Below are 24881 nucleotides of genomic sequence, written 5' to 3' on the forward strand. Positions count from 1 at the left end.
GGGAGTCTCAGTTGTGCGAGATGAAATGGAAATCCGGCAGCGGCCAGAACACCATATCCGCGCGGCCGACTACCCGGTTCAGCGGAACAAAGCCGATCATCCGGCTGTCTTCGCTGTTCGGCCGGTTATCGCCCATGACGAACAACGTGCCTTCCGGCACTTTGCCGTCAGGAAAATCGCCGTTCGGAAAATCGCTGCGGTCGTCGTTGCGGGCGTTATACAATTGACCCGCGGCATGAGCCTTTTCATAGGCTTCCTTTAAGTAAGGTTCTTCAATCTGTTTGCCGTTAATGTATAATTTGTCGCCATCCACTTTCACCGTGTCGCCCGCTACGCCGATGACTCGTTTAATGAAATCCCGGCCTTCTTCGGGAACATGGAACACGATCACTTCGCCGCGTTTGGGCTGGCGGATATCGTATATGATCTTGTTGACAATAATCCGCTCCCGGTTCCAAAAATTCGGCTGCATGGACGGACCGTCCACGATAAACGGACTGACCAGAAAATAGCGGATAATAAACACGAGTATCCCGGCGATCGCCAGCGCTTTGATCCATTCGACCAACTCGCCTGAGGATCCATTGGACTTCCGCGGATTCATGGACGATCCGCCGCCGCCCTCGGCATCTCCGGCATCCTGTCCGCCTTTTGCGGAACGTTCCTCGGTTTCCGTTCCCTTCGGGGTTGCGTCCGTTTCCTCGGCATGGAGATTCCGCTGTTGATCCATTCTTCATCCCTCTATTCTTGCTCCGTCCGCTGGGGAACTGGAAGAAATGATGATATCGTCTATCAGAAATGCAAAAAGGGGGACTTGAACGTTACAAGCCCCCCTTGACGCTTCTTATCGAATTTCTTTGATGCGGGCCGCTTTACCGCGCAGGTCGCGCAGGTAGTACAGCTTGGCGCGGCGGACTTTACCGCGGCGTGCCACTTCGATTTTCTCCAGACGCGGCGAGTGTACCGGGAAAGTACGCTCAACGCCTACGCCGTAAGAGATTTTGCGAACCGTGAATGTCTCGCTGATGCCGCCGCCGCGGCGTTTGATCACAACGCCTTCGAACAGCTGAACGCGTTCGCGGGAACCCTCGACGACCTTCACGTGCACTTTCAGCGTGTCGCCCGGACGGAAGCTCGGCACATCCTTGCGAAGCTGCTCTTGCGTAATCGTTTGAATCAAATTCATGGGGTATTCCCTCCTTCCACCATAGACGTTCGTACCCCGCTCCCCGGATGCTCCATCCGGATCATGACGTGCAGAGGACCGCCCGACTAATACACAACAGTTGAAATTTTAACATAACCAGCGCATAAACACAACGCTAAATTGCCGGAAATGCCGACGAAGTTACGGCCCGCCATCTTTCGGGCCGCGGCGCTCCTCATCCAGCCACCTGCGTTCGGCCGCCGTCAAATCCGCGCTTTCCAGCAGGTCAGGTCTCCGGGCGAACGTGCGCAGTAACGACTGCATCCTCCGCCACTTTTCGATTTCCGCGTGATGACCTGACAAAAGCACATCCGGCACCTTCCATCCGCGGAACTCCGCCGGGCGGGTATAATGCGGATATTCCAACAATCCTTCGCTGAACGAATCGGTAACAGCCGAGAGCTCGTTCCCGAGAACGCCGGGGAGCAGCCGCACCACCGCGTCGATGACCACCATGGCCGGGAGCTCGCCGCCCGTCAGCACATAATCTCCGATCGACAGTTCGTCCGTGACGAGAAACTCGCGGATTCGCTCGTCGTAGCCTTCGTAGTGTCCGCAGATGAAAATGAGATGCGATTCCTCCGCCAGCTCCAGCGCTTTGGACTGTGTGAACGGCGTTCCCTGCGGACACATCAGAATGACGCGGGGCGATTTTTCACCGGCGGCTTTCCGCTCGCCTTCGTTCGTCGTCGCGCCTGTGACATGCTCCACGGCGCCGAAGATGGGCTCCGGCTTCAGAACCATGCCGCCGCCTCCGCCGTAAGGCGTATCGTCAACGGTGTTATGCTTGTTCAAGGCAAAATCCCGGAAATTGACCGTGTTCAGCGACACAATGCCGCGCTCCTTGGCCTTCCCGAGAATACTGCTGCCAAACACGCCTTCGAACATTTCCGGAAACAAGGTGAGCACATCGATTCGCATCGTCACAGCAGTCCTTCCATCAAATGCACCTTGACCGTTTTGGCCGCCACATCGACGTCAAGCACCACGTCGTCGATGACGGGAAGCAGCAGCTCTTTGCCGCCCGGACGTTTGACGACCCAGACGTCGTTGGCGCCCGGCGTCAACACATCAGTAATGGTCCCAAGCGGCTCGCCTTCTTCGGTGACGACGCTGCAGCCGACAATATCCCGGACGTAATACTCCCCTTCGGACAACGGCACCCGGTCCGATTCGCCGACCTTCAAATCCCAGCCTTTAAATTTCTCAACCTCGTTGATTTCGTCGAAACCTTTGAGCTTCAAAATGTACACATTTTTCTGCTCCCGTGCGGTTTGAATTTCCACGGTCACCGATTCGCCGGATTCCGGCGGGATCAGCAGCAGCTTGTTGCCGGATTTGAACCGGACCTCGGGAAAATCCGTCTGCGGCCATACCCGCACTTCACCGCGCACCCCGTGCGTGTTCACGATTTTCCCGACATTCAGCAAACGATCTTCCGCCACAGCGGCAGCCTCCTTTATCGTAAGAGCCGGTCTCATCCGGAAACCGCCCACTTATTCGAAGGTTCCACGAAAAAGGGGCCAGACATGCATGGCTGCATCCCTCGCCCCTCTTCCGTGCTGTTATTCCGAAATGATGTCCACGTTGACGCGTTTCCGCTCCTTAACCGCAGCGGAAGACACAACCGTGCGCAGCGCCTTGGCGATGCGCCCCTGCTTGCCGATAACTTTGCCGACATCGTCGGGATGAACGGAAAGCTCGTACACCAGGCCGCGCGCGTCTTCCTTGACCTGAATCTGCACGTCTTCCGGATGATCCACCAACGCCCGGGCGATAACCCGAATCAGTTGTTCCATGGCCATTCCTCCGGTTTCGTACCCCGCGTGACCGGATTCCGCCGGAACCGGAGGAATCGGTGAACGCTTAGGCAGATTACTTCTGGAGCTTGGATTCGTGGAATTTCTTCATAACGCCCGCTTTGCTGAGCAGGTTGCGAACCGTATCAGAAGCTTGCGCGCCGTTTTGCAGCCATTTCAGAGCTTTTTCCTCGTCGATTTGCACTTGAGCCGGTTGAGCGACCGGGTTATAGATGCCGATCTCCTCGATGAAGCGGCCGTCGCGCGGCGAACGGGAATCGGACACCACGACGCGGTAGAAAGGGGCTTTGTGAGCGCCCATACGCTTAAGACGAATGCGAGTTGCCATTATACTTTCACCTCCTTATAAGGACTAAAAAGCAATGTTTTTCGGGGGCCCCCCCAAAAGTAATCGGAATAAACATCGAAGCTCAGCGTCACTTTTGGGGGATAGTTTTAGAAAGGAAACTTCATGCCGCCCTTGCCGAACATGTTCTTCAGGGCTTTCATGCCGCCCTTGGGCCCTTTGCCTCCCGGACCCATCATGCTGGAAAACTGCTTCATCATCTTCTTCATGTCCTCGAACTGCCGCAGCAGCCGGTTCACATCGGCGACCGTCGTGCCGCTGCCCGCCGCGATCCGCTTGCGCCGGCTGAAGTTGATGATGTCCGGCTTCAGCTTCTCATTCCTCGTCATCGATTTGACGATCGCTTCGGTTCGGGCAATTTGTTTCTCGTCCACCTTGAAGTTCGGCATGTTCTTGATCTTGCCCATGCCCGGCATCATGTCCAGCAGTTGATCGAGCGGCCCCATCTTCCGGACCTGCTCCATCTGCTCCAGGAAATCTTCGAGCGTAAAATCCGCCGTGCGCATTTTGCGCTCCATCTCCGCCGCCTTGTCCGCGTCGATGTTGGCCTGCGCTTTCTCAATCAGCGACAGCATATCGCCCATGCCCAAAATCCGCGACGCCATCCGATCCGGATGGAACGGCTCGAGCTGGTCGATCTTCTCGCCCGTGGAGGCGAATTTGATCGGGCAGCCGGTGACCGCTTTGACGGACAGCGCGGCGCCGCCGCGGGTGTCTCCGTCCAGCTTCGTCAGCACGACGCCGGTGAGCGCCAGCTTCTCGTGGAAGCTCTGGGCGACGTTGACCGCTTCTTGACCGGTCATGGCGTCGACGACGAGCAGCACCTCGTCGGGCTTCACCGCTGCGTGGATATTTTGAATCTCTTCCATCAGCGCTTCGTCGATTTGCAGGCGGCCGGCGGTATCGATCAGCACATAATCGTTGCCGTTATCTTTCGCATGCTGCACGCCTTGCTTAGCGATTTCGACCGGGCTCACCTGGTTGCCCAGCGTGAACACCGGCGTTCCGATCTGCTCGCCCAGCACTTGCAGCTGTTTGATCGCCGCAGGACGGTAGATGTCTCCGGCAACCAGCAGCGGCTTGTGGTTTTGCTTTTGAAGCAAGTTGGCCAATTTGCCGGTGAGCGTCGTTTTACCGGCGCCCTGCAGACCGGCCATCAGCACGACCGTCGGCGGCTTGCCCGCCTGGGCGAGCTTCGCCTGCGTGCCGCCCATGAGCTCAGTCAGCTCTTTGTTCACGATATCGACAACGACCATGCCCGGCGTGAAGCTCTTGAGCACTTCCTGCCCGACGGCCTTCTCTTTCACTTTGGCAATAAAATCTTTGACTACTTTGAAGTTGACGTCCGCCTCCAGCAAAGCGAGCCGCACTTCGCGCATCGCTTCATTGACGTCCTCTTCGGTCAATTTGCCGCGGCCTCTCAGCTTGCCGAACACGTTCTGCAGCCGGGCGGTCAATCCTTCGAATGCCATGATCCGTTCCCCCCTTTTCGTAAACTCAGTCGCGCAGCCTCTTCGCTGTCTGGAGAAGCGGTTCCCGGTGGTTCTCCGGAAGCCGGCCGATCTGCGTTTCCAGCAAATCCAGCCCCGCTTGAAGCTTCTCATGACGGGCGGCCAAACCCAGCTTTTCTTCGTAGCTTTCCAGCACCTGCTCGGCGCGCTTCAAATGCTCATAGACAGCCTGACGGCTAATATCAAAATCCGCGGCAATTTCACCCAGCGAATAATCGTCGTGATAGTAACATTTTAAAAACGTCTGCTGCTTCTCCGTCAACAACGGGCCGTAGAAGTCGAACAGCACGTTGATTCGATTCGTTCGTTCGAGTGCGTTCTCCCCGTGCACAAAGGTTCACCCTTTCGCCTTCGTTCTCTGACAAGGAAAACTGCTTTACACGTAAGTCACTTTTTCTATGTTACGAGAAACGGAAGCCTATGTCAAGGAGAACTCCTTAACAGCTGCATATAAAGAAAAAACCAGCCGGCGGGACGCCGACTGGAGTATAAAGAACTTTTATTATGCTTGGACTGCAGTACCTTCTTTGACCGTCACATTTTCCGTATGCGGCTTGGTTCTGCGGACAAAGAACGCTAGAAGCAGCGCGGCCACGGTCATCCAAGTAGCGATTTCGAAAGCGAAATTGATACCGTACACGGTAGCTTCGCGTTTAAACTCGATCATCTGCATCGCATGCTGCGGATCGATGTTGGCAGCAGCGAGCGTCTCCACGAATTTCGCCTTGTCGTCGGCATGCAATTGTCCCGATGCCAACAACTTGTCAAAGGCGACCACTTCTGCTTGCGGGATATGAGCCGCGGCAATTTGATCCGTTCCGTTGGCGGTGGCGGAGCTGGAGAACATCGTGACCAAAAATGCCGTACCGAGCGCACCCGCCACGTTACGCAGCGTCTGGGACATTGCGGATCCGTGCGCGTTGAGGCGCTGCGGCAGTTGGTTCATGCCGGCGGTTTGAATCGGCATCATCAGGAACGACATCCCGAACATCCGCACGGTATACAGCAGAAGCATGTGGTTGTAGCTCGTATCGACCGTCAGATGACTCAGCTCATAAGTCGTGTACGTGGTGATGGCCAAGCCGAAGACAGCCAGCCAGCGGGCGCCGATTTTATCGAACAGCATGCCGGCCACTGGCGACATGACGCCCATGAGCAGCGCCCCCGGAAGCAGCAGAAGGCCGGACTTGAGCGGCGTAAAGCCCAGTATCGTTTGAAGGAAAATCGGAAGAAGAATCATACCCGAGAACATCGCCATCGTGATGATCATGTTGATGACCGTCGTCAGCGAGAACATGTCGTATTTAAACACGCGCAATTCGAGAATCGGTTTTTCCACCTTCAACTCACGCCACAAGAAAAGCAGCAAAAACAATACGCCGGCGGAGAGACTGAGGATGACGCGGGCGCTGTTCCATCCTTCTGTAGGATTGGCCGCGTCGCTGAATCCGTAAAGCAGCCCCCCGAATCCAAGGGTAGAGAAGATAATCCCCGGCAAATCCAGTTTCGGAGAGGAAAGCTTCGTGACATTTTTCATAGCAAAGCTTCCGTAGATCAGACCGAATACCGTCAGCGGCAGCACAATATAAAACAGGACGCGCCAAGAATGATGTTCCACGACCCAACCGGACAAAGTCGGACCCACGGCCGGAGCGAAAATCATCGCCAGCCCCATCATGCCCATCGCTTTCCCGCGTTGTTCGATCGGAAAAATCGTCAGAAACACAATCGACATAAGCGGCATCAAGATACCTGCACCGGCAGCCTGGATCAGACGACCGGCGAGCAGCACTTCAAAACCGGGCGCTACCGCGCAGATCAACGTGCCCACCGTGAATAGTCCTGTAGCTGCGATAAACAAGTGCCGGGTGGAAAACTTGTCGATCAAATAAGCGCTGATCGGCACGAGAATTCCGTTCACGAGCATATAACCTGTAATAAGCCACTGAATCGTGGTAGAGCTCACGTTCAGAGATTCCATCATTTTGGGCAAAGCCACGTTCAACAGCGTTTGACTCAAAATGGCCACAAACGCCGCGATAAGCAAGGACGCCACGATCGGGCCCTTTCTGAGTTGTTGTTTTACAGCTTCCATATCACGATTCCTCTCTAGCTTTTTGCAAAATTTGTACGATCTGGCCATGGATGCGGAGCAACTGATCGACATCCTCTTCCGGCAGTGACAGCAGCGGCGACAGTCGATCCAACAGCCTCTCGCTTGTGACCTCCACCAACCGTTCTCCCTCCGGACTCAGTTTCAGCACCACGGCACGCCGGTCTGTTTCGAGCCGGTCTCGCTCGATCAAGCCCGCGTGGACGAGACGATCGACCACCCCGCTGGCCGTACTGGCCCCCGTATGCATCAGCTCGCTGAGCTCGTTCAGCCCGATCATCGGATACTGCTTGAGCAAACGGAGCACCAAATGCTGGATTTGCGTGGTACCGCAGGCTTCCGCTTCCCTGCGAGTCGTTTGGAAAAACGTCTGGTTGAGCTCCCTAAGCGAATTCGAAATCCGGACTATCGGATTTTGTTCCTCCATTTCCTCCCATCCTTCGTACCCGAATATTTCGCATACGAAATATAATACAATCCGCCCGAATGCGAGTCAACAAATGATTAAACCTCTCAGAAGCAAAAAAAACCGCATGTTTCCGTTTACATGGGAAACATGCGGTACATTTACTTTAGTTTGCTTCGTTTTCCTCCACCGTGCCTGCCAAGCCGGCAAACAGCGCATGAACGAATTGCTCGGCGTCGAATTCCTGAAGATCGTCCATTTGCTCGCCCAGTCCGACGAATTTGACGGGCAGCGCCATTTCGTTGCGGATCGCGATGACGATTCCGCCCTTCGCCGTGCCGTCGAGCTTCGTGAGCACGAGGCCCGTAACGCCGGTCTTCTCGCCGAACAGCTTCGCTTGCTGCAGCGCGTTCTGGCCGGTCGCGGCGTCGAGGACGAGCAGTGTCTCATGCGGCGCGCCGGGGATTTCGCGCTGGATTACCCGATGGATTTTGGCCAGCTCCTCCATTAGATTCACTTTATTTTGCAGCCGACCCGCGGTATCGCATAGCAGTACGTCGACGTTCCGGCGTTTGGCTTCCTGTGCCGCGTCGTACATGACCGCCGCTGGATCGGACCCGGCTTCCTGTCGGATCACGTCAACCCCAACCCGTTCTCCCCATACCTGCAGCTGTTCGATCGCACCTGCGCGGAACGTGTCGCCGGCGGCCAACAACACCGATTTTCCTTGCTGCTTAAAGCGCCAAGCCAATTTGCCGATCGTCGTCGTTTTGCCGACGCCGTTCACGCCCACGAACAAAATGACCGTGATGCCGCTCGAATTGGTGCGCAATCCGGCATCTTCCCCGCCGCCTCTCAGCATGTTCATCAGCTTTTCGGACAAAATCGGCTGCAATTGCGAAGGCTGCTCGATTTTCCGTTTCTTGACTTCCGCGCGAAGGTCGTCCATCAATTCCATGACCGTGTTCACGCCGACATCCGCGCCGATCAAAATCTCTTCCAACTCTTCATAGAAGGCTTCGTCGATTTTTTGACGCCGCGTGAACAGCTCGGCCACACGATCCGTGAATACCGATCGAGTCTTGGCAAGCCCATCCTTGAACTTGCTCGTGACCGCCTCGGTCTTGCTCGCAATGCTTTCCTTCAATCGTTTAAAAAAGCTCATTCGGGTACCTCCAAACCGGGTTAAGCTGTTGCCGTCATCATTTCGCTTTCATCCAGCCGGACGGAGACGAGCTTGGACACGCCGCCTTCCTCCATTGTAACGCCGTACAGCCGGTCCGCTTCCTCCATCGTGCCTTTGCGGTGCGTGACCACGATGAACTGCGTCATCTCCGAAAACTCCCGCATGTACTGTGCGTATCGCGCAACGTTGGCTTCGTCCAGCGCCGCTTCGACCTCGTCGAGCACGCAGAAAGGCACGGGCTTGACGTTGAGAATCGCAAACAGCAGCGCGAGTGCCGTTAACGCCCGTTCGCCGCCGGACAGCAGCTGCAGGTTCTGCAGCTTTTTGCCCGGAGGCTGCGCCACGACGTCGATCCCGGTTTCGAGCGGACGATCCGGCTCGCTCAAAATGAGATCCGCCCGGCCTCCGCCGAACAACCGGGAAAACACGACGACGAAATGTTTGCGGATTTCCGCGAACGTGGTCACGAAACGCTTGGACATTTCTTCGTCCATCTCTTTGATAATGCCGTGAAGCTTCGTTTTGGCTTCGATGAGATCTGCTTTCTGGCCAGACAGGAATTCGAAGCGCTCGCTGACGCGTTTGTATTCTTCGATAGCGCCGAGATTGACCTCACCAAGCATCGTGATGCGCCGCTTCAGTTCGCGGACTTCATTCTGCGCGCCGGCGACATCCTCCGGCACCGGATAACGCTCCTTCGCCAGCTCGAAGCCGATCTCGTATTCTTCGGTCAGCTTGCGCAGCAGATTTTCGAGCTCGACGTCGAGACGGCCTTCGGCGATTTCCGCCTGGCGCAAGCCCTCTTCGACGCCTTTGAGCTTCGCGCGCTGCTCCTTGGTCTCGCCTTCCCGGCGCTCCAGATCCCGCAGCCGCTCCGCGCGTTCCGCGCGCTGGAACTCGATCGTCTCGGTCAGCTTTTGTTTTTGCAGCCTGAGCTCGTTCAGTCGTTCCCTCTGAGACACTTGTTCCTCGGACGTACGGGATGTTTCCGCGGCATTTTGTTCGATCGCCTCGGCAAGACCTTTGCGCTCCGCGGTCAGTCTGGACAGCTCCGCCCGCTGGCGTGCGCCTTGATCTTCCATGGCCGCAAGGTCCTGTTCCAGCCGTGCGATCGCAATTTTCAGTTCGGTGAGCGCCGATTGCAGCTCTTCCTTCTCGGATTGGCTGCGGCGGCGCAATTCCTCCGCTTCTGCAATGCGCTGCTGGATGCGCCGCTCTTCTTCCGTCAACGCGGCAAGCCGGGCTTCCGCCTCTTCGCGCTGCGTCGTCAGACCGCCGGTTTCGGCGGCAAATGCCGACTTCTCGGCGTCCAAGCCGGCACGCTGCTCCTCGAGCTGCTTGAATTCATCCTCCAGCCGCTTGCGGTCGTCGGCAGCCTGCTGCTCGCCGAGCCGCTCCTTCTCGCCCGATTCCCGAAGCTGTTCGATATTTTGCGCGGCCTGCGCGAGTTCCTTTTTCAAATCGTCCACTTCGGCACGGCAAGTTTCGCGCGCCTTTTCCGCTTCCGCGATTTCCTTCTCGAGCTCCTCCAGCTGCCGCTGACGGCCGAGCAGGCTCGCGGATTTTTTTTGCAGGCTTCCGCCCGTCATCGAGCCGCCGGCATTGACGACATCGCCGTCCCGGGTGACGATACGGTAACGGTATTGCAAACGGGATGCGATACGGTTTGCGTTCTCCAGCGTCTCGGCAATCAGTACGTTGCCGAGCAGGCTGCCGACGATGCCCGCATATTTCGGATCGGATCCGACCAAGTCGGAAGCGACGCCGATGAAGCCTTCGGCTTGTTCTACCGCCTTGCGGTCGCCGTCTCCTATGGTGCGCGGACGAATGACGTCCAGCGGGAGGAAGGTCGCCCGGCCGGACTGCCGCTGTTTCAGGAACGCGATGGCCGTCCGCGCCGACTTTTCGTCTTCCATGACGATGTGCTGCAAGGCGCCGCCGAGCGCGGTCTCAATCGCGGTTTCCAAATGGCCGGGCACGCTGACGAGCTCCGCCACGGCACCGTGAACGCCATGCATCGTGCCGCGTTTGGACGCTTTCAGCACTTCCCGGACGCCGTGTTGAAACCCGTCGTAGTCGTTTTGCAATTCTTTGATCGTATCGCGGCGGGAGACGAGCGCCTCGCGTTTCTGTTCCCAGCGCCGGGAAGCCGCCTGGGCTTCCTCCAGCTTGCGCTGAAGCTCCGACGACCTTGCCCCTTCGGCGACATAACGGTCGCGAACTTCCGTCAGCGTCTTGGCCGCAGCGGCGATCCGCTCGTCGACATTGGCGCGCCGGGCTTCCAGCTCGTCCTGCTGCCGGCGCCATTTGGCTTCCTCTTCGGCGATCCGTGCCATCCGGCGATCGAGCATTTCGCGCTGTCCCTCGCCATATCGAATCTCGTTGCGCGCCTGAGCCATCGCATTCATGACTTCGAATAGCTCAGCCTTCAGCTTGTTCTCGGCATCCTCGCTGCCGTCGGCGAGAGCCAGCTTCTCTTCTTCTCCGGTGAGCTTTGCGACGAGCGCGGCGCGTTCCGCTTCGGCGCGGACACGTTTGTCCTGCAGCTCCTCGATGTCCGCGGCAGCCTGGGCGAATCTCGCTTCCGCGGAAGCCAGCGACTCGAGCAGGCCTTCCCGGTTGCGTTCCAGGTTCGTCCGCCGCTCGTTCAGCAGATCCCCGTGGCCTTCGGTTTTTTCCGTCTCCTCACTGCAACGGAGCAGTTCATCCTGCAGCTTGGCCAATTGTTCTTCCAGCCGGACAAGCGTCTGACGGTCCTCCTCCAGCCCCGCGTCGTGCGTGCTGACAAACACCGACAGCGCGTTCTCTTCTTCGCGCAAGGAAGCCAGCCGTTCGTTCAGCTCTTTCCAGGAGGCATGAACGCCTTCGATTTGTTGAACGTATAAGGCAATTTCTTTCTGTTTCAGCTGTTCCTTGAGGTTCTTGTACAGCTCGGCTTTTTCCGACTGCTGCTTGAGCGGGCCGACCTGGCTCTCCAGCTCGCTGACTAGATCGTGAATCCGCAAAAGGTTGTTTTCCGTATCCTCAAGCTTCTTTTGCGCTTCTTTCTTCCGGCTCTTATATTTCACAATGCCCGAAGCTTCTTCGAAAATACCGCGGCGATCCTCGGAACGCGTGCTGAGAATTTCCTCGATTCGGCCTTGTCCGATAATCGAGTAGGCTTCCCGGCCGATCCCGGTGTCCATGAACAGTTCCGTAATATCTTTCAGGCGGCACGCCTGCTTGTTGATCAAATATTCGCTCTCGCCGCTCCGGTGCACACGACGGGTGACGGTCACTTCGCTGAACTCTAGCGGGAGCGTTCGGTCGGTATTATCGAAGGTGAGCGAAACCTCGCCGAAATTGACCGGTTTACGCGTATCGCTTCCCGCGAAAATAACGTCCTGCATATTTCCGCCGCGCAAGGATTTGGCGCTTTGTTCGCCAAGCACCCAGCGAATGCCGTCGGAAATGTTGCTTTTGCCGCTGCCGTTCGGACCGACGACGGCGGTGATCCCGCTTCCGAATTCCAGCTCGGTACGGTCCGCGAACGATTTGAAGCCGGCAAGTTCGATCCTCTTTAAGTTCATCGGCTGAAATCACCTCTTATGCAGTGTCGTGGGGGTTACAACTGCAAGCCTTGTACCAGCGAACGAAGCGCTTCCGAAGCGGCCTGCTGTTCCGCCTCTTTCTTCGAGCGTCCCGCGCCGCGTCCGAGCGGCCGCTGACCGACATGGACGACGGCGACGAATTCCCGGTCATGGGCGGGACCGCGTTCTTCCACAATTCGGTAATCAAGCGGCCCATGACCCAAGTGCTGAACTTTTTCCTGAAGTTCGGTTTTGTAGTCTTTGAGCGAAGCCTGTCCGTCTCCGGGGATGAGCGGGAACATGTGGCGTTCCAAAAAGCCCCGGACCGTCTCCAGCCCTTGATCGAGATAGAGCGCGCCGACGAACGCCTCGAAGGCGTCGGCCAGCAGGGACGGCCGCATGCGGCCGCCCGTCTGCTCCTCCCCTTTGCCGAGCAGCACGACTTGCCCGAATTCGAGCGCCTCGGCAAAGCGGACAAGCGATGGCTCGCATACGATGCTCGCGCGCAGCCGCGTCAATTCGCCTTCGGGACGTTCCGGATACCGCCGATACAAATATTCCGATACGGTCAACTGCAGCACGGCGTCTCCGAGAAACTCCAATCGCTCGTTATCCGACGTGCGCGCACCTCTTTGTTCATTCACAAAAGAGGTGTGCGTGAATGCTTGGCGAAGCAAGCCGGCGTTCCGAAATTCGACGCCTGTCCGTTCCTGCAGCTTGCGAAATGAATCTTTCATGGAATTTGACCTCCCGTCCTCACCGAGTGCCGCGGCGAAACGGAAACGACGCAGACGGCATCGGCCGCCTGCGTCGCCCTGTTCCGCGCCGATTAGGCTTCGTATTTACGCATGATGATGGTGGCATTATGCCCGCCGAAGCCGAACGAGTTCGACAACGCGGTACGAATGCCGGCTTTGCGCGCTTTGTTCGGTACGTAATCCAGATCCAGCTCCGGGTCCTGGTTGTCCAAGTTGATCGTCGGCGGAATTTCGCCGTTCTGGAGAGACAGCGCCAAGATGACCGATTCGATCCCTCCGGCTGCGCCGAGCAGGTGTCCGGTCATCGACTTCGTCGAACTGACCGCCAGCTTGTAAGCGTGGCCTCCGAACGTTGTCTTGATGGCCATCGTCTCGGATTTGTCGCCTACCGGTGTGGAAGTGCCGTGAGCGTTAATATATTCGATTTCTTCCGGCGCAATGCCGGCATCCTTGATTGCCCGTGCCATCGAGCGCGCCGCGCCGTCCGGATCGGGTTCCACCATATCGTAAGCGTCGCCGCTCATTCCGTAGCCGATCACTTCGGCGTAAATGTGCGCGCCCCGCTTCTGTGCATGCTCCAACGATTCGAGGATCAACACGCCCGAACCTTCGCCCATAACGAATCCGTCACGGTCGATGTCGAAAGGACGGCTCGCTTTTTCCGGCTCGTCGTTGCGCGTGCTCATCGCCCGCATCGAACAGAAACCCGCCAGACCGATCGGCCGGATCGTCGCTTCCGCGCCGCCGCAAATCATTGCGTCTGCGTCCCCGCGCTGAATCATTTTGAAAGAATCGCCGATGGAATGCGTACCCGTCGCGCAGGCGGTAACCGCGGTCGTGTTCGGACCCTTGGCGCCCGTCAGCATGGAAACCTGGCCGCTGGCCATGTTCGCGATCATCATCGGAATGAAGAACGGGCTGACACGGCGAGGACCTTTTTCCATCAAAATCGTATGCTGCTCTTCCCAAGTGCCGAGGCCGCCGATGCCGGAGCCGACGATGACGCCGACGCGCTCGGGATCCGCATTCTCGCCGAGCTTAAGGCCGGAATCTTGGAGGGCCATCAAGCTGGCGGCAGCACCGAACTGGACGAAACGGTCCATTTTGCGCGAGATCTTCTTGTCCAATCCGAATTGTTCCGGGTTGAAGTTTTTGATCTCGGCGGCAATCTTCGTCGTGTAATCGGACGTATCGAACGCTTCGATTCGGCTGATGCCGGATTTGCCCGCGAGCAGGTTATTCCAAAATGCCGGTATATCGGAACCGAGGGAAGTAACGACTCCCATACCGGTAACTACCACTCGGTGTTTCAAAACCAGTTCACCTCTTCAGGGGGTAAAAGACGCATGAATGTGGAGAAGTCCCGTCTTACGAACGGGACCTTGGCAGATCATCAGGCATGAGATTGTATGTAATTTACGACTTCTCCCACCGTGGTGATCTTCTCTGCATCTTCGTCGGAAATTTCCAAGTCGAATTCGTCTTCAAGCTCCATGACGAGTTCCACCACATCGAGAGAGTCAGCGCCCAAGTCGTCTTTGAAGGATGCTTCGGCGGTTACCTCCGCCTCTTCCACTCCCAGGCGTTCGACGACGATGCGTTTCACGCGATCATATACATCGGACATCCGGTTCACCTCCCTTAACGTATTATACGTGAATCATGGACAAAAAGCCATACAAGTAAGCGTAATCGGAGAAGCGCGGAAATGCAAGCGGCTCTGCTTACATGTACATGCCGCCGTCCACATGGAGCGTCTGGCCGGTCATGTAAGACGAGGCGTCCGACGCCAAATACAGAACGGCAGCCGCGATTTCTTCCGGACGGCCGATCCGGCCGAGCGGGATGTCCTTCTCCAGCTTCTCCTTGACGTCCGCAGGCAGCTTGTCCGTCATATCCGTCCCGATAAATCCGGGAGCGACCGCGTTTACGGTGATATTGCGGGACGCCAGCTCGCGTGCGGCGGACTTCGTCAAGCCGATGACGCCGGCTTTGGCGGCGACATAGTTCGCCTGGCCGGGATTGCCGAGCGCGCCGACAACGGAGGAAATGTTGATGATGCGGCCGGAACGCTGCTTCATCATGGATCGCGTCACGGCTTTGATGCCGTTGAAAACGCCTTTGAGGTTCGTTTCGATCACTTCGTCGAATTCTTCCTCTTTCATGCGCATGATAAGATTGTCTCGCGTAATCCCGGCGTTATTCACCAAAATATCCAGCTTGCCGAACGTCTCCAGCACGGCGGCGACCATATTTTCGAACTCCGCCGCTTTGCCGACGTTCGCCTTGATCATGACCGCCTTGCGGCCCAGCGCTTCGATTGCCTTCACCGTCTCCGCGGCGGCGGCTTCGCTGCCCGCGTAGTTCACCGCCACGTCCGCGCCCGCTTCCGCAAGCGCTACGGCGATCGCCCGGCCGATTCCCCGGGATGCGCCGGTGACCAGCGCGGTTTTACCCGTTAAATCCCACATGGCCATGTTGAACGGCCTCCTTTCCGGATGTTACTCGACCGCCGTCTCAAGCGCGGCGGCAGCCGTATTCATCGATATGACCTTCGCCGACTTCTCGACCTTGCGGATCAGGCCGGCCAGCACCGTTCCGGAGCCGATCTCGACGAACGTGTCCACTCCTTCCGCGAGCAGGCGGCGAACGGTGTCTTCCCAGAGCACGGGCGACACCACCTGCTTCACCAGCAGCCCGCGGATTTCCTCTCCGGAGGTGACAGGCTGCGCGGTCACGTTGGCCACAACCGGTACTGAGGTGTTGCGGAACTCGGCCTTCGCGAGCTCTCCGGCCAGCCGGTCCGCTGCCGGCTGCATGAGGGACGAATGGAACGGCCCGCTCACTTCCAGCGGAATGACCCGCTTGGCGCCCGCTTCCTTGCCCCGCTCGACAACGGCTGCTACACCTTCGGCCGAGCCTGACACGACGATTTGCCCCGGGCAGTTGACATTGGCCAATTCGACCAGACCCACTGCCGAAGAAACGTCGCGGCAGAGCGCTTCCAACGGTTCGCGTTCCGCGCCGAGAACGGCCGCCATCCCGCCTTGGCCGGCGGGCACGGCCTGTTCCATGAACTGGCCCCGGGCCCGGACGAGCCGGACGGCATCTTCAAAATCCAGCACACCCGCCGCGACGAGCGCGCTATACTCGCCCAAGCTGTGTCCTGCAACGAAGTCCGGCTTCACGCCTTGCTTCTTATAGACTTCGAGCAGCGCGACGCTCGCGGCCAGCAAAGCCGGCTGCGTGTTAGCCGTTAGCCGCAGTTCCTCCTCGGGCCCTTCGAAAACAAGCTTGGTCAGCGGGAATCCGAGCACCGCATCCGCACGGTCGAATACGCTTCGCGCGTCCTCAAACTGTTCGTAGGCGTCTTTGCCCATGCCGACCGCTTGCGCGCCCTGTCCCGGAAAAACAAATGCGATTTTCCCCAACGAAGTTCCCTCCCGTTACAGTCAGCCTTACAAGATCAAGACGGTGGCGCCCCATGTCAGACCGCCGCCGAAGCCGACCAGCAGCAGGCAGTCGCCTTCCTTGGCGCGGCCGTCTTCCACCGCATCCGCCAAAGCGAGCGGAATGGAAGCGGCCGACACATTGCCGTACCGGTCCAGGTTGACGACACACTTATCCTCCGGCAAATCGAGCCGCTCCATGGCGGATTGGATAATCCGCACGTTCGCTTGATGAGGGACGAGCAAATCGATATCGCTTTTGCTCATGCCCGCTTTGGACAACGCCTCTTCCGCAGAGCTGCCCATCACGCGGACGGCGAATTTGAACACGTCGCGGCCGTTCATTTCCAGGAAATGATGTTTAGCCGCCACCGACTCTTGGCTCGAAGGAATTCGGGAGCCCCCGCCGCGGATGCGCAGCAGCTCGCCTCCCGATCCGTCCGCTCCCAGCTCGAACGAACGGAAGCCGCGGCCTTCCGGCACTTCGCCGACGACGACCGCTCCGGCACCGTCGCCGAACAGGATGCAGGTGTTGCGGTCGGTGTAATCCGTAATGCGCGACAAACATTCCGCGCCTACGACCAGCACATGACGGTACGTACCGGTTTTAACGAAATTCGCTGCGGTAGATAATCCATAAATGAATCCGGAGCATGCCGCGGATAGATCGAACGCGGCCGCCCTTTTCGCGCCCAGCCGCTCTTGCAGCAGGCAGGCGGTGGAAGGAAAAAACATATCCGGCGTAATGGTGGCCACGATAATCAGGTCCAGCTGATCCGCCGTGATACCCGCCGCGTTCAGCGCCTTCAAGGACGCTTCATACGCCAGGTCCGACGTCGCTTGGGCCGGATCGGCGATTCTCCGCTCCCGGATCCCCGTCCGGGTCACGATCCATTCGTCGTTCGTGTCCACCATTTGTTCCAAGTCTTGATTCGTTAAGCGCCGTTCCGGAACATACTTGCCGGTTCCGAGAATGCCTGCGGTGATGTCTCGCATTCGTTATCTCTCACTTTCCGCTGAATTCGCCCTTGATCGCCTCGATCAGTCCGCCCGACAGAGACGTCCGCGTCTGACGAATCGCTGTGACCATCGCTTTCACGTCCGACGAGCCGTGACCCTTCACCACGAGGCCGTTGAGACCGAGCAGTGGCGCCCCGTTGTATTCGTTGTAGTCCAGTTTCTGTTTGACCCGGCGGAAGCTCGGCTTCAGCATCGCCGCCGCCAGCTTCGATTTCCAGTCGGCCGTAAGTTCCTGCTTCAATACTTTGAACAATACGCCGGCGGCGCCTTCGATCGCTTTGAGCATGACGTTGCCCGAGAAACCGTCGCACACGAGCACGTCGCAAACGCCGTCGAGCACATCGCGCGACTCCACATTGCCGACAAAATGAATCGGCGCGTTTTCGAGCAGCTCGAAAGTCTGTTTCGTCAACTCGTTGCCCTTGGCGGCTTCCGTTCCCACATTCAGCAACCCCACGCGAGGCTTCTCGATGCCGTGTGTTTTTTGCCGGTACAAGGAGCCCATCAACGCATATTGCAATAGATGCTCCGGTTTTGCATCCATATTGGCGCCCAGATCAAGCGCGAGTACCCCTGCGTTGTCGATCGTTGGCAGCATCGGCGCAAGGCCCGGACGCTCGATGCCGGGCAGCCGGCCTACTACCAGCAGGCCCGTTGCCATCAAAGCGCCGGTGTTGCCTGCCGAGATCATGGCGTCCGCTGTGCCCTCTTTAACCATCCGTCCCGCCGTGACCATAGAAGAGGATGTTTTGCGGCGGACAGCGCGAACCGGCTCGTCGTCGGCCTCGATCACCTCCGGCGCTTCTTCTATCGTCACATTGGAAGGCAGGTTCCCTTGCAAATGCGGTTGGATCGCGTCGGTGCGCCCGACCAGAATGAATTGCGTATCCGGCCATTCCGCGGCGGCTTGCAACACGGCCTGCGTCTGGGCGCGCGGGGCGTGATCGCCCCCCATGGCGTCAATGGCGATTTTCACGAGCTCCGCCTCCTTCGTGTTCGGATTCTCCTGCTGAGCGGTAAATCACGAAATTCCCTTGAAACACCATTTCTTCGCCGACATACGTGAAGACTTCAACTTTCGCTTTACCCTTGGAGGCTCCGCTGGATCGCACATATGCCTTCGCGATGCATTTCTCACCGAGACGCGCCGGCCGGATAAACCGGATATCCGCGGAAGCCGTCAAGGCGATTTCATCATTAATAACCGCAACCGCCAGCGAATTCGCCTGAGCGAAAACATGGTGGCCGCGGGCGATGCCGCTGCGGGAAAAGACGTGCTCCTCCCGTATTTCGAACATGGAGATGCCGCTTTTGTCGAGCTGCAAATCCACAATGTCACCGATGACCTCATGCAGAGGCAAAGATTTTACCGGATCGTACGAACGTTCCGCCATCATTTTGAGCCGTTCCCTCAGCTCGGGAATGGCCAGCTCGAGACGGTCCAGCCGGATCGTCTGGATGCTGACCTTCAGCAGGCGGGTAAGCTCGCGGTCGGTGAGAAACGGATTTTCTTCCAACAGCCGGCTGAGCTCCTGGTGCCGTTGGCGTTTCGGAATGCGTTCCATGTTCGCAACCGCGCTTTCTTTTATAAATATAGTCACTTTTTGGGCATGTATTAATACCAGGTGCCAAAATGAGTATAAAGAAAAACGCGCCCGCATGCAATCGACGGAAAGCCGTCGCTCACGCAGAGCGCGTCTGTTATCTTATTGCTTGATGATTTCTTTCGATTTGTATGTGCCGCATACGGTGCAAACGCGGTGCGCCAGCTTCAGCTCGCCGCATTGATCGCATTTCACCATGCCCGGAACGACCAATTTGAAATGCGTCCGACGCTTGTTTTTGCGGGCTTTCGATGTTTTTCCAAAAGGAACTGCCATGTTCCCACCTCCTTATCAAAATACGAATGCCGCCGAGGCTTGAGGCCGGCTGCGGATCACTCGGGCTTGAACAAGTCCTGGAGCGCTGCAAACCGGGGGTCGATCCGATCCGTCTTGCAGTTGCAGGCCTGTTCGTTCCGGTTCGTTCCGCACTCCGGGCACAATCCTTTGCAGTCTTGGCTGCAAAGCGGCGCGAGAGGCAGATGAACCAACAGCTCTTCTTCCAAAAAAGGGCGCAAGTCAATGCGCTCTCCGGTCACCGGAACGAAATCCGTGTCTTCGTCCGGCTCGGGATCCGAATCTTTCATCACTTGGAACAGTTCCTCGAACGGTATCTCGAAAGCTTCATCGATCGGAGCCAGGCAACGGGAGCACAGCAGACGAAGTCTGCAGGACAGCTCGCCGGTGATGCTGATTCTTTTCTGTGAAGCTTGAGCGGTTAACCGGTATTCCAACGGAGTGAGCGGTATGACATCCCGCACATCGCGGAAACGCTCCGTCAAATCGATGGAACCTTGGAACTCCACCGGCTGCTGCCGGGATAAAAGCTCTTGGACATGAAGAATCAAAGGGATCACTCCAAACAAACAAAGATTATTATATCGGTGCGGCGCCGCATTTGTCAACGTTCGATAGGTTTCAAGTTGTCCGGTGGTTGAAACATTTTCCGACGTTCCATGGTCATGATATACTTTTGCCCAACAAATGCAAAGGGGACTGGCCATGCGCACGGTCGGCGTCATTGTCGAATATAACCCGCTCCACAACGGTCATCTCTATCATTTACAGCAATCCAAAAAAATAACGGGCGCAGACGCGGCGGTCGCGGTGATGAGCGGCCATTTTCTCCAGCGCGGCGAGCCGGCGCTCGCCGACAAATGGGCCCGCGCCGAAATGGCGCTCCGTGCCGGCTGCGACCTCGTGCTGGAGCTGCCGGTGGCCTATAGCGCACAGGCCGCGCAATGGTTCGCCTACGGCGCGGTTGCCGTACTGGACGCCACAGGTGTGGTAGACACCCTCTGCTTCGGCAGCGAAAGCGGCGATTTGCAGGCGCTCGACTCCGCGGCGGAGGCGCTGACGGACGAGCCCGGCGAGCTCGCGGAACGATTGTCCGCGCTGCTGAAGGAAGGGCGGCCGTATCCGGCGGCCTATACGGCGGCAGCCCAACAATTGCTGGCCGCGCGGGGACGCGCGGAGCTGGCTTTCGCGCTGGAGCAGCCCAACCATACGCTCGGCCTCCATTATTTGATCGCGCTCCGGCAGCTCGGAAGCCGCATCGCTCCTTTCACGATCCGGCGGGAGAAATCCGGTTATGCGCAATCGGACATTACGGATGCGGCGATCGCGAGCGCAACCGCCCTTCGCCGTCTGCTCACGGTGTCCGGCTCGTGGGAGGAGCTTGCGCCTTATGTACCGGCGACCACCTTGGCGATTTTGGTACGCGAAGCTCAGGCCGGCCGTGCTCCGGTAGATTGGGAATCGTTTGCCCGGCCGCTGTTTCATGAGCTGCTTCGCTCCGATGCCGCCGAGCTCTCGACGTTTGCTGAAGTGACCGAAGGGCTGGAGCATCGCATTCGGCGCATTTTCGAGGATTTAGGCGATTTCAAGGTCGGCGCCCTGTTGGACCGCTTAAAAACGAAACGCTACACCCGGACGAAACTGCAGCGCACGCTGCTCCGTATTTTGCTTGGCCACCGCAAACAGCAGCTTACCCCGGAAAAACTGGCTTCCGGCGTCGAATATATCCGCGTACTCGGTTTTACCCCAAAAGGAAGAGAACTGCTTCACCTTATGCGTCAGTCCGCGTCCGTACCGGTCATTACATCGGCCGCCCGCGGCCATTGGGCGTTCCTCGAGCTGGACGCACGCGCCTCGGCCATTTACGCGCTCGCCTTCCGCCATCCCGATCCCGCGGCTGCATTGCGGGATTACAAGCAGCCGCCCGTCATGATTCTGTAGGTCGTGTTGGACAAGATGGTCTATCCCCCCGACGCCTAGCGTACATTTGGTAGGGAGTCCAAGCAAGGGGGAGCCGCAGCATGTCGGAACGTATTCACCGCAAGTGGCCGGTTCTGGTGTCCGTCGCGCTCGGCGGCGCGGCGCTGCTTGTCGTGATCGGCATCGTCAGATCGCCTGGAGAAGCGTTCCGGGCTTCTTTATCCGGGCTGCAAATATGGTGGGAGCAAGTGTTTCCCGGGCTCGTGCCTCCGCTCATTCTCGCCGAACTGCTGGCCGCCTCCGGCCTGCTTCACGCATTTTCCTCATGGGCAGAACCGCTAACGCGGGCTTTTTTTCGTCTGCCCGGAGCGGCGGGCTGGGCCGTCGCTTTCGGCTGGGCCGCCGGCGTTCCCGCCGGGGCCAAGGAAGCCGCGCGGCTGCGCGAAGCCGGCCTGACCCGGGACGAAGACACGGATACCCTCCTGCTCGTCTCCCATGTCCCCAACCCTTTTCTCGTTGTCGTCATTGTCGGCAGCGGTTTTTTACACGCTCCGGCGCTCGGCTGGGCCGTCGCAGCCGGCTTGTGGCTGTCAGCCGTCGCAACGGGCATCATCTGGTCTCGTGTCGCCAAATCTTCGTCCGGATCAGCGGAAATTGTGCCGGCGCCGAGCAACGAATCCCGCTCCATGCCTCTTCCGAGAAAAATGCTGCATGCCGCGATCGAAGCGAGGAAGGCGGACGGCAGGCCGCTTGGCCGTCAGCTGGCCGATGCGGTAACGAACGCGGTCGCAACGCTGATGACCGTCGGGGGGCTGATGATGATGACTTCCGTCATTCTTCGACTGCTGCAGCTGGCATTGCCCGGAATCGATGCGTGGCTGACCATTCCCGGTTTATATGAGATGCATCTGGGCGCCTATGCGAGCGGCCGGTCTCCTCTGTTCGAGACCGCTCCCGCCCAGGCGGCCGCCCTGTTAGCCGCAGTATTGGCTTGGACGGGCTGGAGCGGGTTGCTTCAGGCGCGAGCGGCCTTCGGAACGGCCGGAACGTTCCCTTGGGCGCGTCTCATCGCCGGCAAACTTCTTCACGCGGCCTTGGCCCTGGCCGTCACCTTTCCGATCGCCCATATGATGGCGGCGGCCGATCCTTCCGGTTTTTCCGGCTCGCCGCCATTTTTGCCGGACAGCTGGTTCGCCTCCGCCGGCGTGACCGCAGCCGAAGATCCCGCTTGGGCGGGCTGGCGGCAGTGGCTTCAGATTTGGCTGGCCGGCCTGAGCAGCTTGGCCGTATTCTTGTTCCTCGCGCTGCTGGCGATGATGATTCGGCCCAAGCCACCCCAATCGAAACCGCCGTCAGACAATTAAAACGTCAACACAGCGGCTAAAGACCTCCTCCATTTGTTCTTGTTTGCGTACCCGGCCGCTGTAACGCTCCCTCTCCGATTCCCCGCTGCCCGACAAAACACAAAAAGCCCCGATCCTGTCAGGGCTTCTCATGGAACCAAACCGTTATGGCAGACGTTTTTCATCAAACTTTTTGCGAAGCGCAATTTCTACAGCCGGGGGCACTAAGTCCTGAACGTCCCCGTGAAATGTGGCGATTTCCTTCACAATGCTCGAGCTCAAATACGAATATTTGGGGTTCGTCATCATGAATATCGTCTCGATGCTTTCGTCCAGCTGCCGGTTGGTGGAGGCAATTTGCAGCTCATATTCGAAGTCGGTGACCGACCGGATGCCGCGGATGATAATACGCGCCTGTCTGGAGCGCATATAGCGGACGAGCAGATCGCGGAAGCTGTCGATTTCCACATTCGGCAAGTCCTTCGTCACTTCCCGCAGCAGCTCTTTCCGTTCTTCCACGCTGAAAAGCGGGCTTTTCGAGGTATTGTTGAGCACGGCCACAATGAGGCGGTCGAACTGCTTGGCGGCTCGTTGAATGATGTCCAGATGGCCAAATGTAGCCGGGTCGAAACTTCCCGGATAAACGGCGACCCGGGCGTTGCCTTCCGTGCGATGCGAATCAGCGATCATGGTTGCTCTCCCTCCGAGTCCGGTGCAGCCGGCGACTCCGTTTGTTCCCTGCCGCTTTCCGCATCGTAGCGGTAAACGGATAAAGCCGTTTCGCCGTACACGGCATGCCGCTTCCTGTGAAAGCCGCCGAACTGCTCCGGATACAATACGTCGCTCGAATGTTCCACGACGGCCACCGCGTTGCCGGCCACCAGTCCGCGGTCCGCCAAGTCCTGAAGAATGGCGTCGCAGTCGGTGATCGCGTAAGGCGGATCCAGAAACAGAAGGTCGAAAGGCTCCCCTTTTTTCTCCAGCAGCTTCACCGCTTTGCGGGCGTCGTTACGGTATACTTCCGCGCGGTCCCCGAACTTCGTCGCTTCCAAGTTGCGGCGCACCACTTCCACGCTTCGCTGATTGGCGTCGATGAAGACGGCGCTGCCCGCTCCGCGGCTGAGCGCTTCAATGCCGAGTCCGCCCGTTCCCGCGAACAAATCCAGCACCCTATCCCCGTCAAAATAAGGTCCGATGATGCTGAACAATGCTTCCTTCACCTTATCCGTGGTGGGGCGGGTCGTGTTTCCCGGCACGGCCTTGAGCGGCCGCCCCTTGGCTTGTCCCGATATAACCCTCACTCATTCATCCCCTGGCTGTGTTCCTTATGATAGCACCTGATTAACTGGTGTTATGTTACCACAATCCGGAATCTTGCAAAAGCGGCATGTCCGACAGGCTTCCCGAGTGCGCGACGGCTTAGGCGAAAATTTTTCCCCGCGTGCGTATATTTTCCGTTCGTTAAGTACACCATGATAGTACCGGTACCGAGAGGTGCCGGGGACAACCGCGGAGAAGACTTACGTTTCCCCATAAGCTCTTCGTCCGGTTTCTCCTCTCCCATGAAGACCCTCGTCGTGAGACGGGGGTCGACTTTTTTTGCCGGAAACGATCTCATATGTATCACAAAAAAAAGAGGCCACGATAACGTGACCCCAAGGAGGCAAAAGGTTATGAAGAAAAGCTGCAAACAATCGCTTGCGCCGTTCTCTACACTCTATGATACACGTTTCGTATAGATATTCATTAGGCGATTGGTGGCTCCACCGGAACTGATCATACATAGAAGGCAAGTCTAGGAAGCAAAATAAGCAGCGCCATCGTCGGGATCGCGATGAGCCAATCAGCTTTACAGGAGGTTTTGGATATGTCGGAACGTCCGGAAATTCCGCAGCCCGAAAATCCCGAAATCGAACAGCAAAATTATCCCGAGTTCGAACAGTCGACCGAACATCCACAGGGAGACGACACACGCGTCGCAAAATAACACCAAAATCCTCGCCGACCGTTAGGTCAGCGGGGATTGTTTTTTCGGCAGCAAAATGGACAAGTAAATTCGCAAGGCTTGGTATAAGAGGAAAGTACCGGAAGCAAGATAGAAGCAAATCACGGAGGTGTATTTCAATGCCAAGCAGACGACGGCTTGTCCCCCAAGCGCAGCAAGCACTGGACCAGCTCAAATACGAGGTGGCCGGCCAGCTCGGAATCCAATTGCCGCGCGACGGTTACTACGGCTATTTGATGACCCGCGATGCCGGCGCGATCGGCGGGAATATGGTTCGCCGCATGATCATGATGGCGGAGCAGCAGCTGGCATCCCGGGGACAGATTTAGA

27 protein-coding genes are annotated in these 24881 nt (G+C 57.9%); 3 read left to right on the forward strand and 24 right to left on the reverse strand.

Annotated features, from left to right (window positions below; genetic code table 11):
• Window positions 1-7: 7 nt before the first annotated feature.
• The 22 genes from lepB to E5161_RS04855 all read right to left on the reverse strand — a co-directional run bounded on the left by lepB (window position 8) and on the right by E5161_RS04855 (window position 19834).
• A complete protein-coding gene (gene lepB / locus E5161_RS04750; RefSeq protein ID WP_246042127.1) occupies window positions 8-604 on the reverse strand; it encodes a signal peptidase I in 597 nt (198 codons plus the stop codon).
• Window positions 605-844: 240 nt separating this feature from the next.
• The gene (gene rplS / locus E5161_RS04755) at window positions 845-1186 is read right to left on the reverse strand and encodes a 50S ribosomal protein L19 (protein ID WP_136776576.1); all 342 of its coding nucleotides are present in this window, start codon (window positions 1184-1186) and stop codon (window positions 845-847) included.
• Between the two features lie 162 nt (window positions 1187-1348).
• On the reverse strand, window positions 1349-2128 hold the full coding sequence (gene trmD, locus E5161_RS04760) for a tRNA (guanosine(37)-N1)-methyltransferase TrmD (RefSeq protein WP_136776946.1): 780 nt from the start codon (window positions 2126-2128) through the stop codon (window positions 1349-1351).
• Window positions 2129-2130: 2 nt separating this feature from the next.
• The gene (rimM, locus tag E5161_RS04765) at window positions 2131-2652 is read right to left on the reverse strand and encodes a ribosome maturation factor RimM (protein WP_246042101.1); all 522 of its coding nucleotides are present in this window, start codon (window positions 2650-2652) and stop codon (window positions 2131-2133) included.
• A 120-nt stretch (window positions 2653-2772) separates the two neighbouring features.
• Window positions 2773-3006: a KH domain-containing protein gene (locus E5161_RS04770; RefSeq protein ID WP_136776578.1), complete on the reverse strand. Its 234-nt coding sequence runs from the start codon at window positions 3004-3006 to the stop codon at window positions 2773-2775.
• Between the two features lie 76 nt (window positions 3007-3082).
• The gene (rpsP, locus tag E5161_RS04775; protein WP_136776579.1) at window positions 3083-3355 is read right to left on the reverse strand and encodes a 30S ribosomal protein S16; all 273 of its coding nucleotides are present in this window, start codon (window positions 3353-3355) and stop codon (window positions 3083-3085) included.
• 107 nt (window positions 3356-3462) lie between these two features.
• Entirely contained in the window at window positions 3463-4845 is a 1383-nt protein-coding gene (ffh, locus tag E5161_RS04780) for a signal recognition particle protein (protein ID WP_136776580.1), read from the reverse strand.
• Between the two features lie 25 nt (window positions 4846-4870).
• Window positions 4871-5215 (reverse strand): YlxM family DNA-binding protein, encoded by a 345-nt coding sequence (gene ylxM / locus E5161_RS04785; RefSeq protein WP_136776581.1) that lies wholly within the window; start codon window positions 5213-5215, stop codon window positions 4871-4873.
• A 171-nt stretch (window positions 5216-5386) separates the two neighbouring features.
• Window positions 5387-6979 carry a DHA2 family efflux MFS transporter permease subunit gene (locus E5161_RS04790; RefSeq protein ID WP_136776582.1) on the reverse strand — a complete coding sequence of 531 codons (1593 nt, stop codon included), beginning with the start codon at window positions 6977-6979 and terminating at the stop codon, window positions 5387-5389.
• A 1-nt stretch (window position 6980) separates the two neighbouring features.
• The gene (locus E5161_RS04795; protein ID WP_136776583.1) at window positions 6981-7424 is read right to left on the reverse strand and encodes a MarR family winged helix-turn-helix transcriptional regulator; all 444 of its coding nucleotides are present in this window, start codon (window positions 7422-7424) and stop codon (window positions 6981-6983) included.
• Between the two features lie 145 nt (window positions 7425-7569).
• Window positions 7570-8568, reverse strand: coding sequence for a signal recognition particle-docking protein FtsY (gene ftsY, locus E5161_RS04800; RefSeq protein ID WP_136776584.1), 999 nt, complete (start codon window positions 8566-8568; stop codon window positions 7570-7572).
• Between the two features lie 20 nt (window positions 8569-8588).
• Window positions 8589-12158 carry a chromosome segregation protein SMC gene (gene smc, locus E5161_RS04805; RefSeq protein WP_136776585.1) on the reverse strand — a complete coding sequence of 1190 codons (3570 nt, stop codon included), beginning with the start codon at window positions 12156-12158 and terminating at the stop codon, window positions 8589-8591.
• A 35-nt stretch (window positions 12159-12193) separates the two neighbouring features.
• Window positions 12194-12895, reverse strand: coding sequence for a ribonuclease III (rnc, locus tag E5161_RS04810; protein ID WP_136776586.1), 702 nt, complete (start codon window positions 12893-12895; stop codon window positions 12194-12196).
• A gap of 92 nt (window positions 12896-12987) precedes the next feature.
• Complete coding sequence (gene fabF / locus E5161_RS04815; RefSeq protein ID WP_136776587.1) at window positions 12988-14229, reverse strand: beta-ketoacyl-ACP synthase II; 1242 nt, start codon at window positions 14227-14229, stop codon at window positions 12988-12990.
• Window positions 14230-14309: 80 nt separating this feature from the next.
• Window positions 14310-14543 carry an acyl carrier protein gene (gene acpP, locus E5161_RS04820; protein WP_136776588.1) on the reverse strand — a complete coding sequence of 78 codons (234 nt, stop codon included), beginning with the start codon at window positions 14541-14543 and terminating at the stop codon, window positions 14310-14312.
• Between the two features lie 97 nt (window positions 14544-14640).
• Window positions 14641-15387, reverse strand: coding sequence for a 3-oxoacyl-[acyl-carrier-protein] reductase (gene fabG / locus E5161_RS04825; protein ID WP_136776947.1), 747 nt, complete (start codon window positions 15385-15387; stop codon window positions 14641-14643).
• 30 nt (window positions 15388-15417) lie between these two features.
• Window positions 15418-16347, reverse strand: a complete 930-nt coding sequence (fabD, locus tag E5161_RS04830; protein ID WP_136776589.1) for an ACP S-malonyltransferase — start codon at window positions 16345-16347, stop codon at window positions 15418-15420.
• 27 nt (window positions 16348-16374) lie between these two features.
• On the reverse strand, window positions 16375-17361 hold the full coding sequence (locus E5161_RS04835; protein WP_136776590.1) for a beta-ketoacyl-ACP synthase III: 987 nt from the start codon (window positions 17359-17361) through the stop codon (window positions 16375-16377).
• 10 nt (window positions 17362-17371) lie between these two features.
• Window positions 17372-18361 carry a phosphate acyltransferase PlsX gene (gene plsX, locus E5161_RS04840; RefSeq protein WP_136776591.1) on the reverse strand — a complete coding sequence of 330 codons (990 nt, stop codon included), beginning with the start codon at window positions 18359-18361 and terminating at the stop codon, window positions 17372-17374.
• Window positions 18345-18941, reverse strand: a complete 597-nt coding sequence (fapR, locus tag E5161_RS04845) for a transcription factor FapR (protein ID WP_211246699.1) — start codon at window positions 18939-18941, stop codon at window positions 18345-18347. Before fapR ends, plsX begins: the two co-directional genes overlap by 17 nt.
• A 150-nt stretch (window positions 18942-19091) precedes the next feature.
• Window positions 19092-19265, reverse strand: a complete 174-nt coding sequence (gene rpmF, locus E5161_RS04850; protein ID WP_136776593.1) for a 50S ribosomal protein L32 — start codon at window positions 19263-19265, stop codon at window positions 19092-19094.
• A gap of 56 nt (window positions 19266-19321) precedes the next feature.
• Window positions 19322-19834: a YceD family protein gene (locus E5161_RS04855; protein ID WP_169306574.1), complete on the reverse strand. Its 513-nt coding sequence runs from the start codon at window positions 19832-19834 to the stop codon at window positions 19322-19324.
• 154 nt (window positions 19835-19988) lie between these two features.
• Here E5161_RS04855 and E5161_RS04860 point away from each other — a divergent pair, with 154 nt between their 5' ends.
• Together E5161_RS04860 and E5161_RS04865 are read left to right on the forward strand one after the other, a co-directional pair.
• Window positions 19989-21224, forward strand: a complete 1236-nt coding sequence (locus tag E5161_RS04860) for a nucleotidyltransferase (protein WP_136776595.1) — start codon at window positions 19989-19991, stop codon at window positions 21222-21224.
• Between the two features lie 80 nt (window positions 21225-21304).
• Window positions 21305-22567 carry a hypothetical protein gene (locus tag E5161_RS04865; protein ID WP_136776596.1) on the forward strand — a complete coding sequence of 421 codons (1263 nt, stop codon included), beginning with the start codon at window positions 21305-21307 and terminating at the stop codon, window positions 22565-22567.
• 144 nt (window positions 22568-22711) lie between these two features.
• Here E5161_RS04865 and coaD read toward each other — a convergent pair whose 3' ends face one another.
• On the reverse strand, window positions 22712-23236 hold the full coding sequence (gene coaD / locus E5161_RS04870; RefSeq protein WP_136776597.1) for a pantetheine-phosphate adenylyltransferase: 525 nt from the start codon (window positions 23234-23236) through the stop codon (window positions 22712-22714).
• On the reverse strand, window positions 23233-23847 hold the full coding sequence (gene rsmD / locus E5161_RS04875; protein WP_136776598.1) for a 16S rRNA (guanine(966)-N(2))-methyltransferase RsmD: 615 nt from the start codon (window positions 23845-23847) through the stop codon (window positions 23233-23235). The genes coaD and rsmD overlap by 4 nt, the downstream gene beginning before the upstream one ends.
• 823 nt (window positions 23848-24670) lie before the next feature.
• Here rsmD and E5161_RS04885 point away from each other — a divergent pair.
• Window positions 24671-24880 carry an alpha/beta-type small acid-soluble spore protein gene (locus E5161_RS04885; RefSeq protein WP_136776600.1) on the forward strand — a complete coding sequence of 70 codons (210 nt, stop codon included), beginning with the start codon at window positions 24671-24673 and terminating at the stop codon, window positions 24878-24880.
• Window position 24881 lies beyond the last annotated feature (1 nt).

Origin of the sequence: Cohnella pontilimi (assembly GCF_005049045.1) — a bacterium.
Classification (GTDB): Bacteria; Bacillota; Bacilli; order Paenibacillales; family Paenibacillaceae; genus Cohnella; species Cohnella pontilimi.

Bases quoted from the DNA above. Each gene is read 5' to 3' on its own strand.
- lepB (WP_246042127.1), bottom strand. From the start codon at position 604: ATGAATCCGCGGAAGTCCAATGGATCCTCAGGCGAGTTGGTCGAATGG.
- rplS (WP_136776576.1), bottom strand. From the start codon at position 1,186: ATGAATTTGATTCAAACGATTACGCAAGAGCAGCTTCGCAAGGATGTG.
- trmD (WP_136776946.1), bottom strand. From the start codon at position 2,128: ATGCGAATCGATGTGCTCACCTTGTTTCCGGAAATGTTCGAAGGCGTG.
- E5161_RS04770 (WP_136776578.1), bottom strand. From the start codon at position 3,006: ATGGAACAACTGATTCGGGTTATCGCCCGGGCGTTGGTGGATCATCCG.
- rpsP (WP_136776579.1), bottom strand. From the start codon at position 3,355: ATGGCAACTCGCATTCGTCTTAAGCGTATGGGCGCTCACAAAGCCCCT.
- ffh (WP_136776580.1), bottom strand. From the start codon at position 4,845: ATGGCATTCGAAGGATTGACCGCCCGGCTGCAGAACGTGTTCGGCAAG.
- E5161_RS04790 (WP_136776582.1), bottom strand. From the start codon at position 6,979: ATGGAAGCTGTAAAACAACAACTCAGAAAGGGCCCGATCGTGGCGTCC.
- E5161_RS04795 (WP_136776583.1), bottom strand. From the start codon at position 7,424: ATGGAGGAACAAAATCCGATAGTCCGGATTTCGAATTCGCTTAGGGAG.
- ftsY (WP_136776584.1), bottom strand. From the start codon at position 8,568: ATGAGCTTTTTTAAACGATTGAAGGAAAGCATTGCGAGCAAGACCGAG.
- smc (WP_136776585.1), bottom strand. From the start codon at position 12,158: ATGAACTTAAAGAGGATCGAACTTGCCGGCTTCAAATCGTTCGCGGAC.
- rnc (WP_136776586.1), bottom strand. From the start codon at position 12,895: ATGAAAGATTCATTTCGCAAGCTGCAGGAACGGACAGGCGTCGAATTT.
- acpP (WP_136776588.1), bottom strand. From the start codon at position 14,543: ATGTCCGATGTATATGATCGCGTGAAACGCATCGTCGTCGAACGCCTG.
- fabG (WP_136776947.1), bottom strand. From the start codon at position 15,387: ATGTGGGATTTAACGGGTAAAACCGCGCTGGTCACCGGCGCATCCCGG.
- E5161_RS04835 (WP_136776590.1), bottom strand. From the start codon at position 17,361: ATGCGAGACATCACCGCAGGCATTCTCGGAACCGGCAAGTATGTTCCG.
- rpmF (WP_136776593.1), bottom strand. From the start codon at position 19,265: ATGGCAGTTCCTTTTGGAAAAACATCGAAAGCCCGCAAAAACAAGCGT.
- E5161_RS04860 (WP_136776595.1), top strand. From the start codon at position 19,989: ATGCGCACGGTCGGCGTCATTGTCGAATATAACCCGCTCCACAACGGT.
- E5161_RS04865 (WP_136776596.1), top strand. From the start codon at position 21,305: ATGTCGGAACGTATTCACCGCAAGTGGCCGGTTCTGGTGTCCGTCGCG.
- coaD (WP_136776597.1), bottom strand. From the start codon at position 23,236: ATGATCGCTGATTCGCATCGCACGGAAGGCAACGCCCGGGTCGCCGTT.
- E5161_RS04885 (WP_136776600.1), top strand. From the start codon at position 24,671: ATGCCAAGCAGACGACGGCTTGTCCCCCAAGCGCAGCAAGCACTGGAC.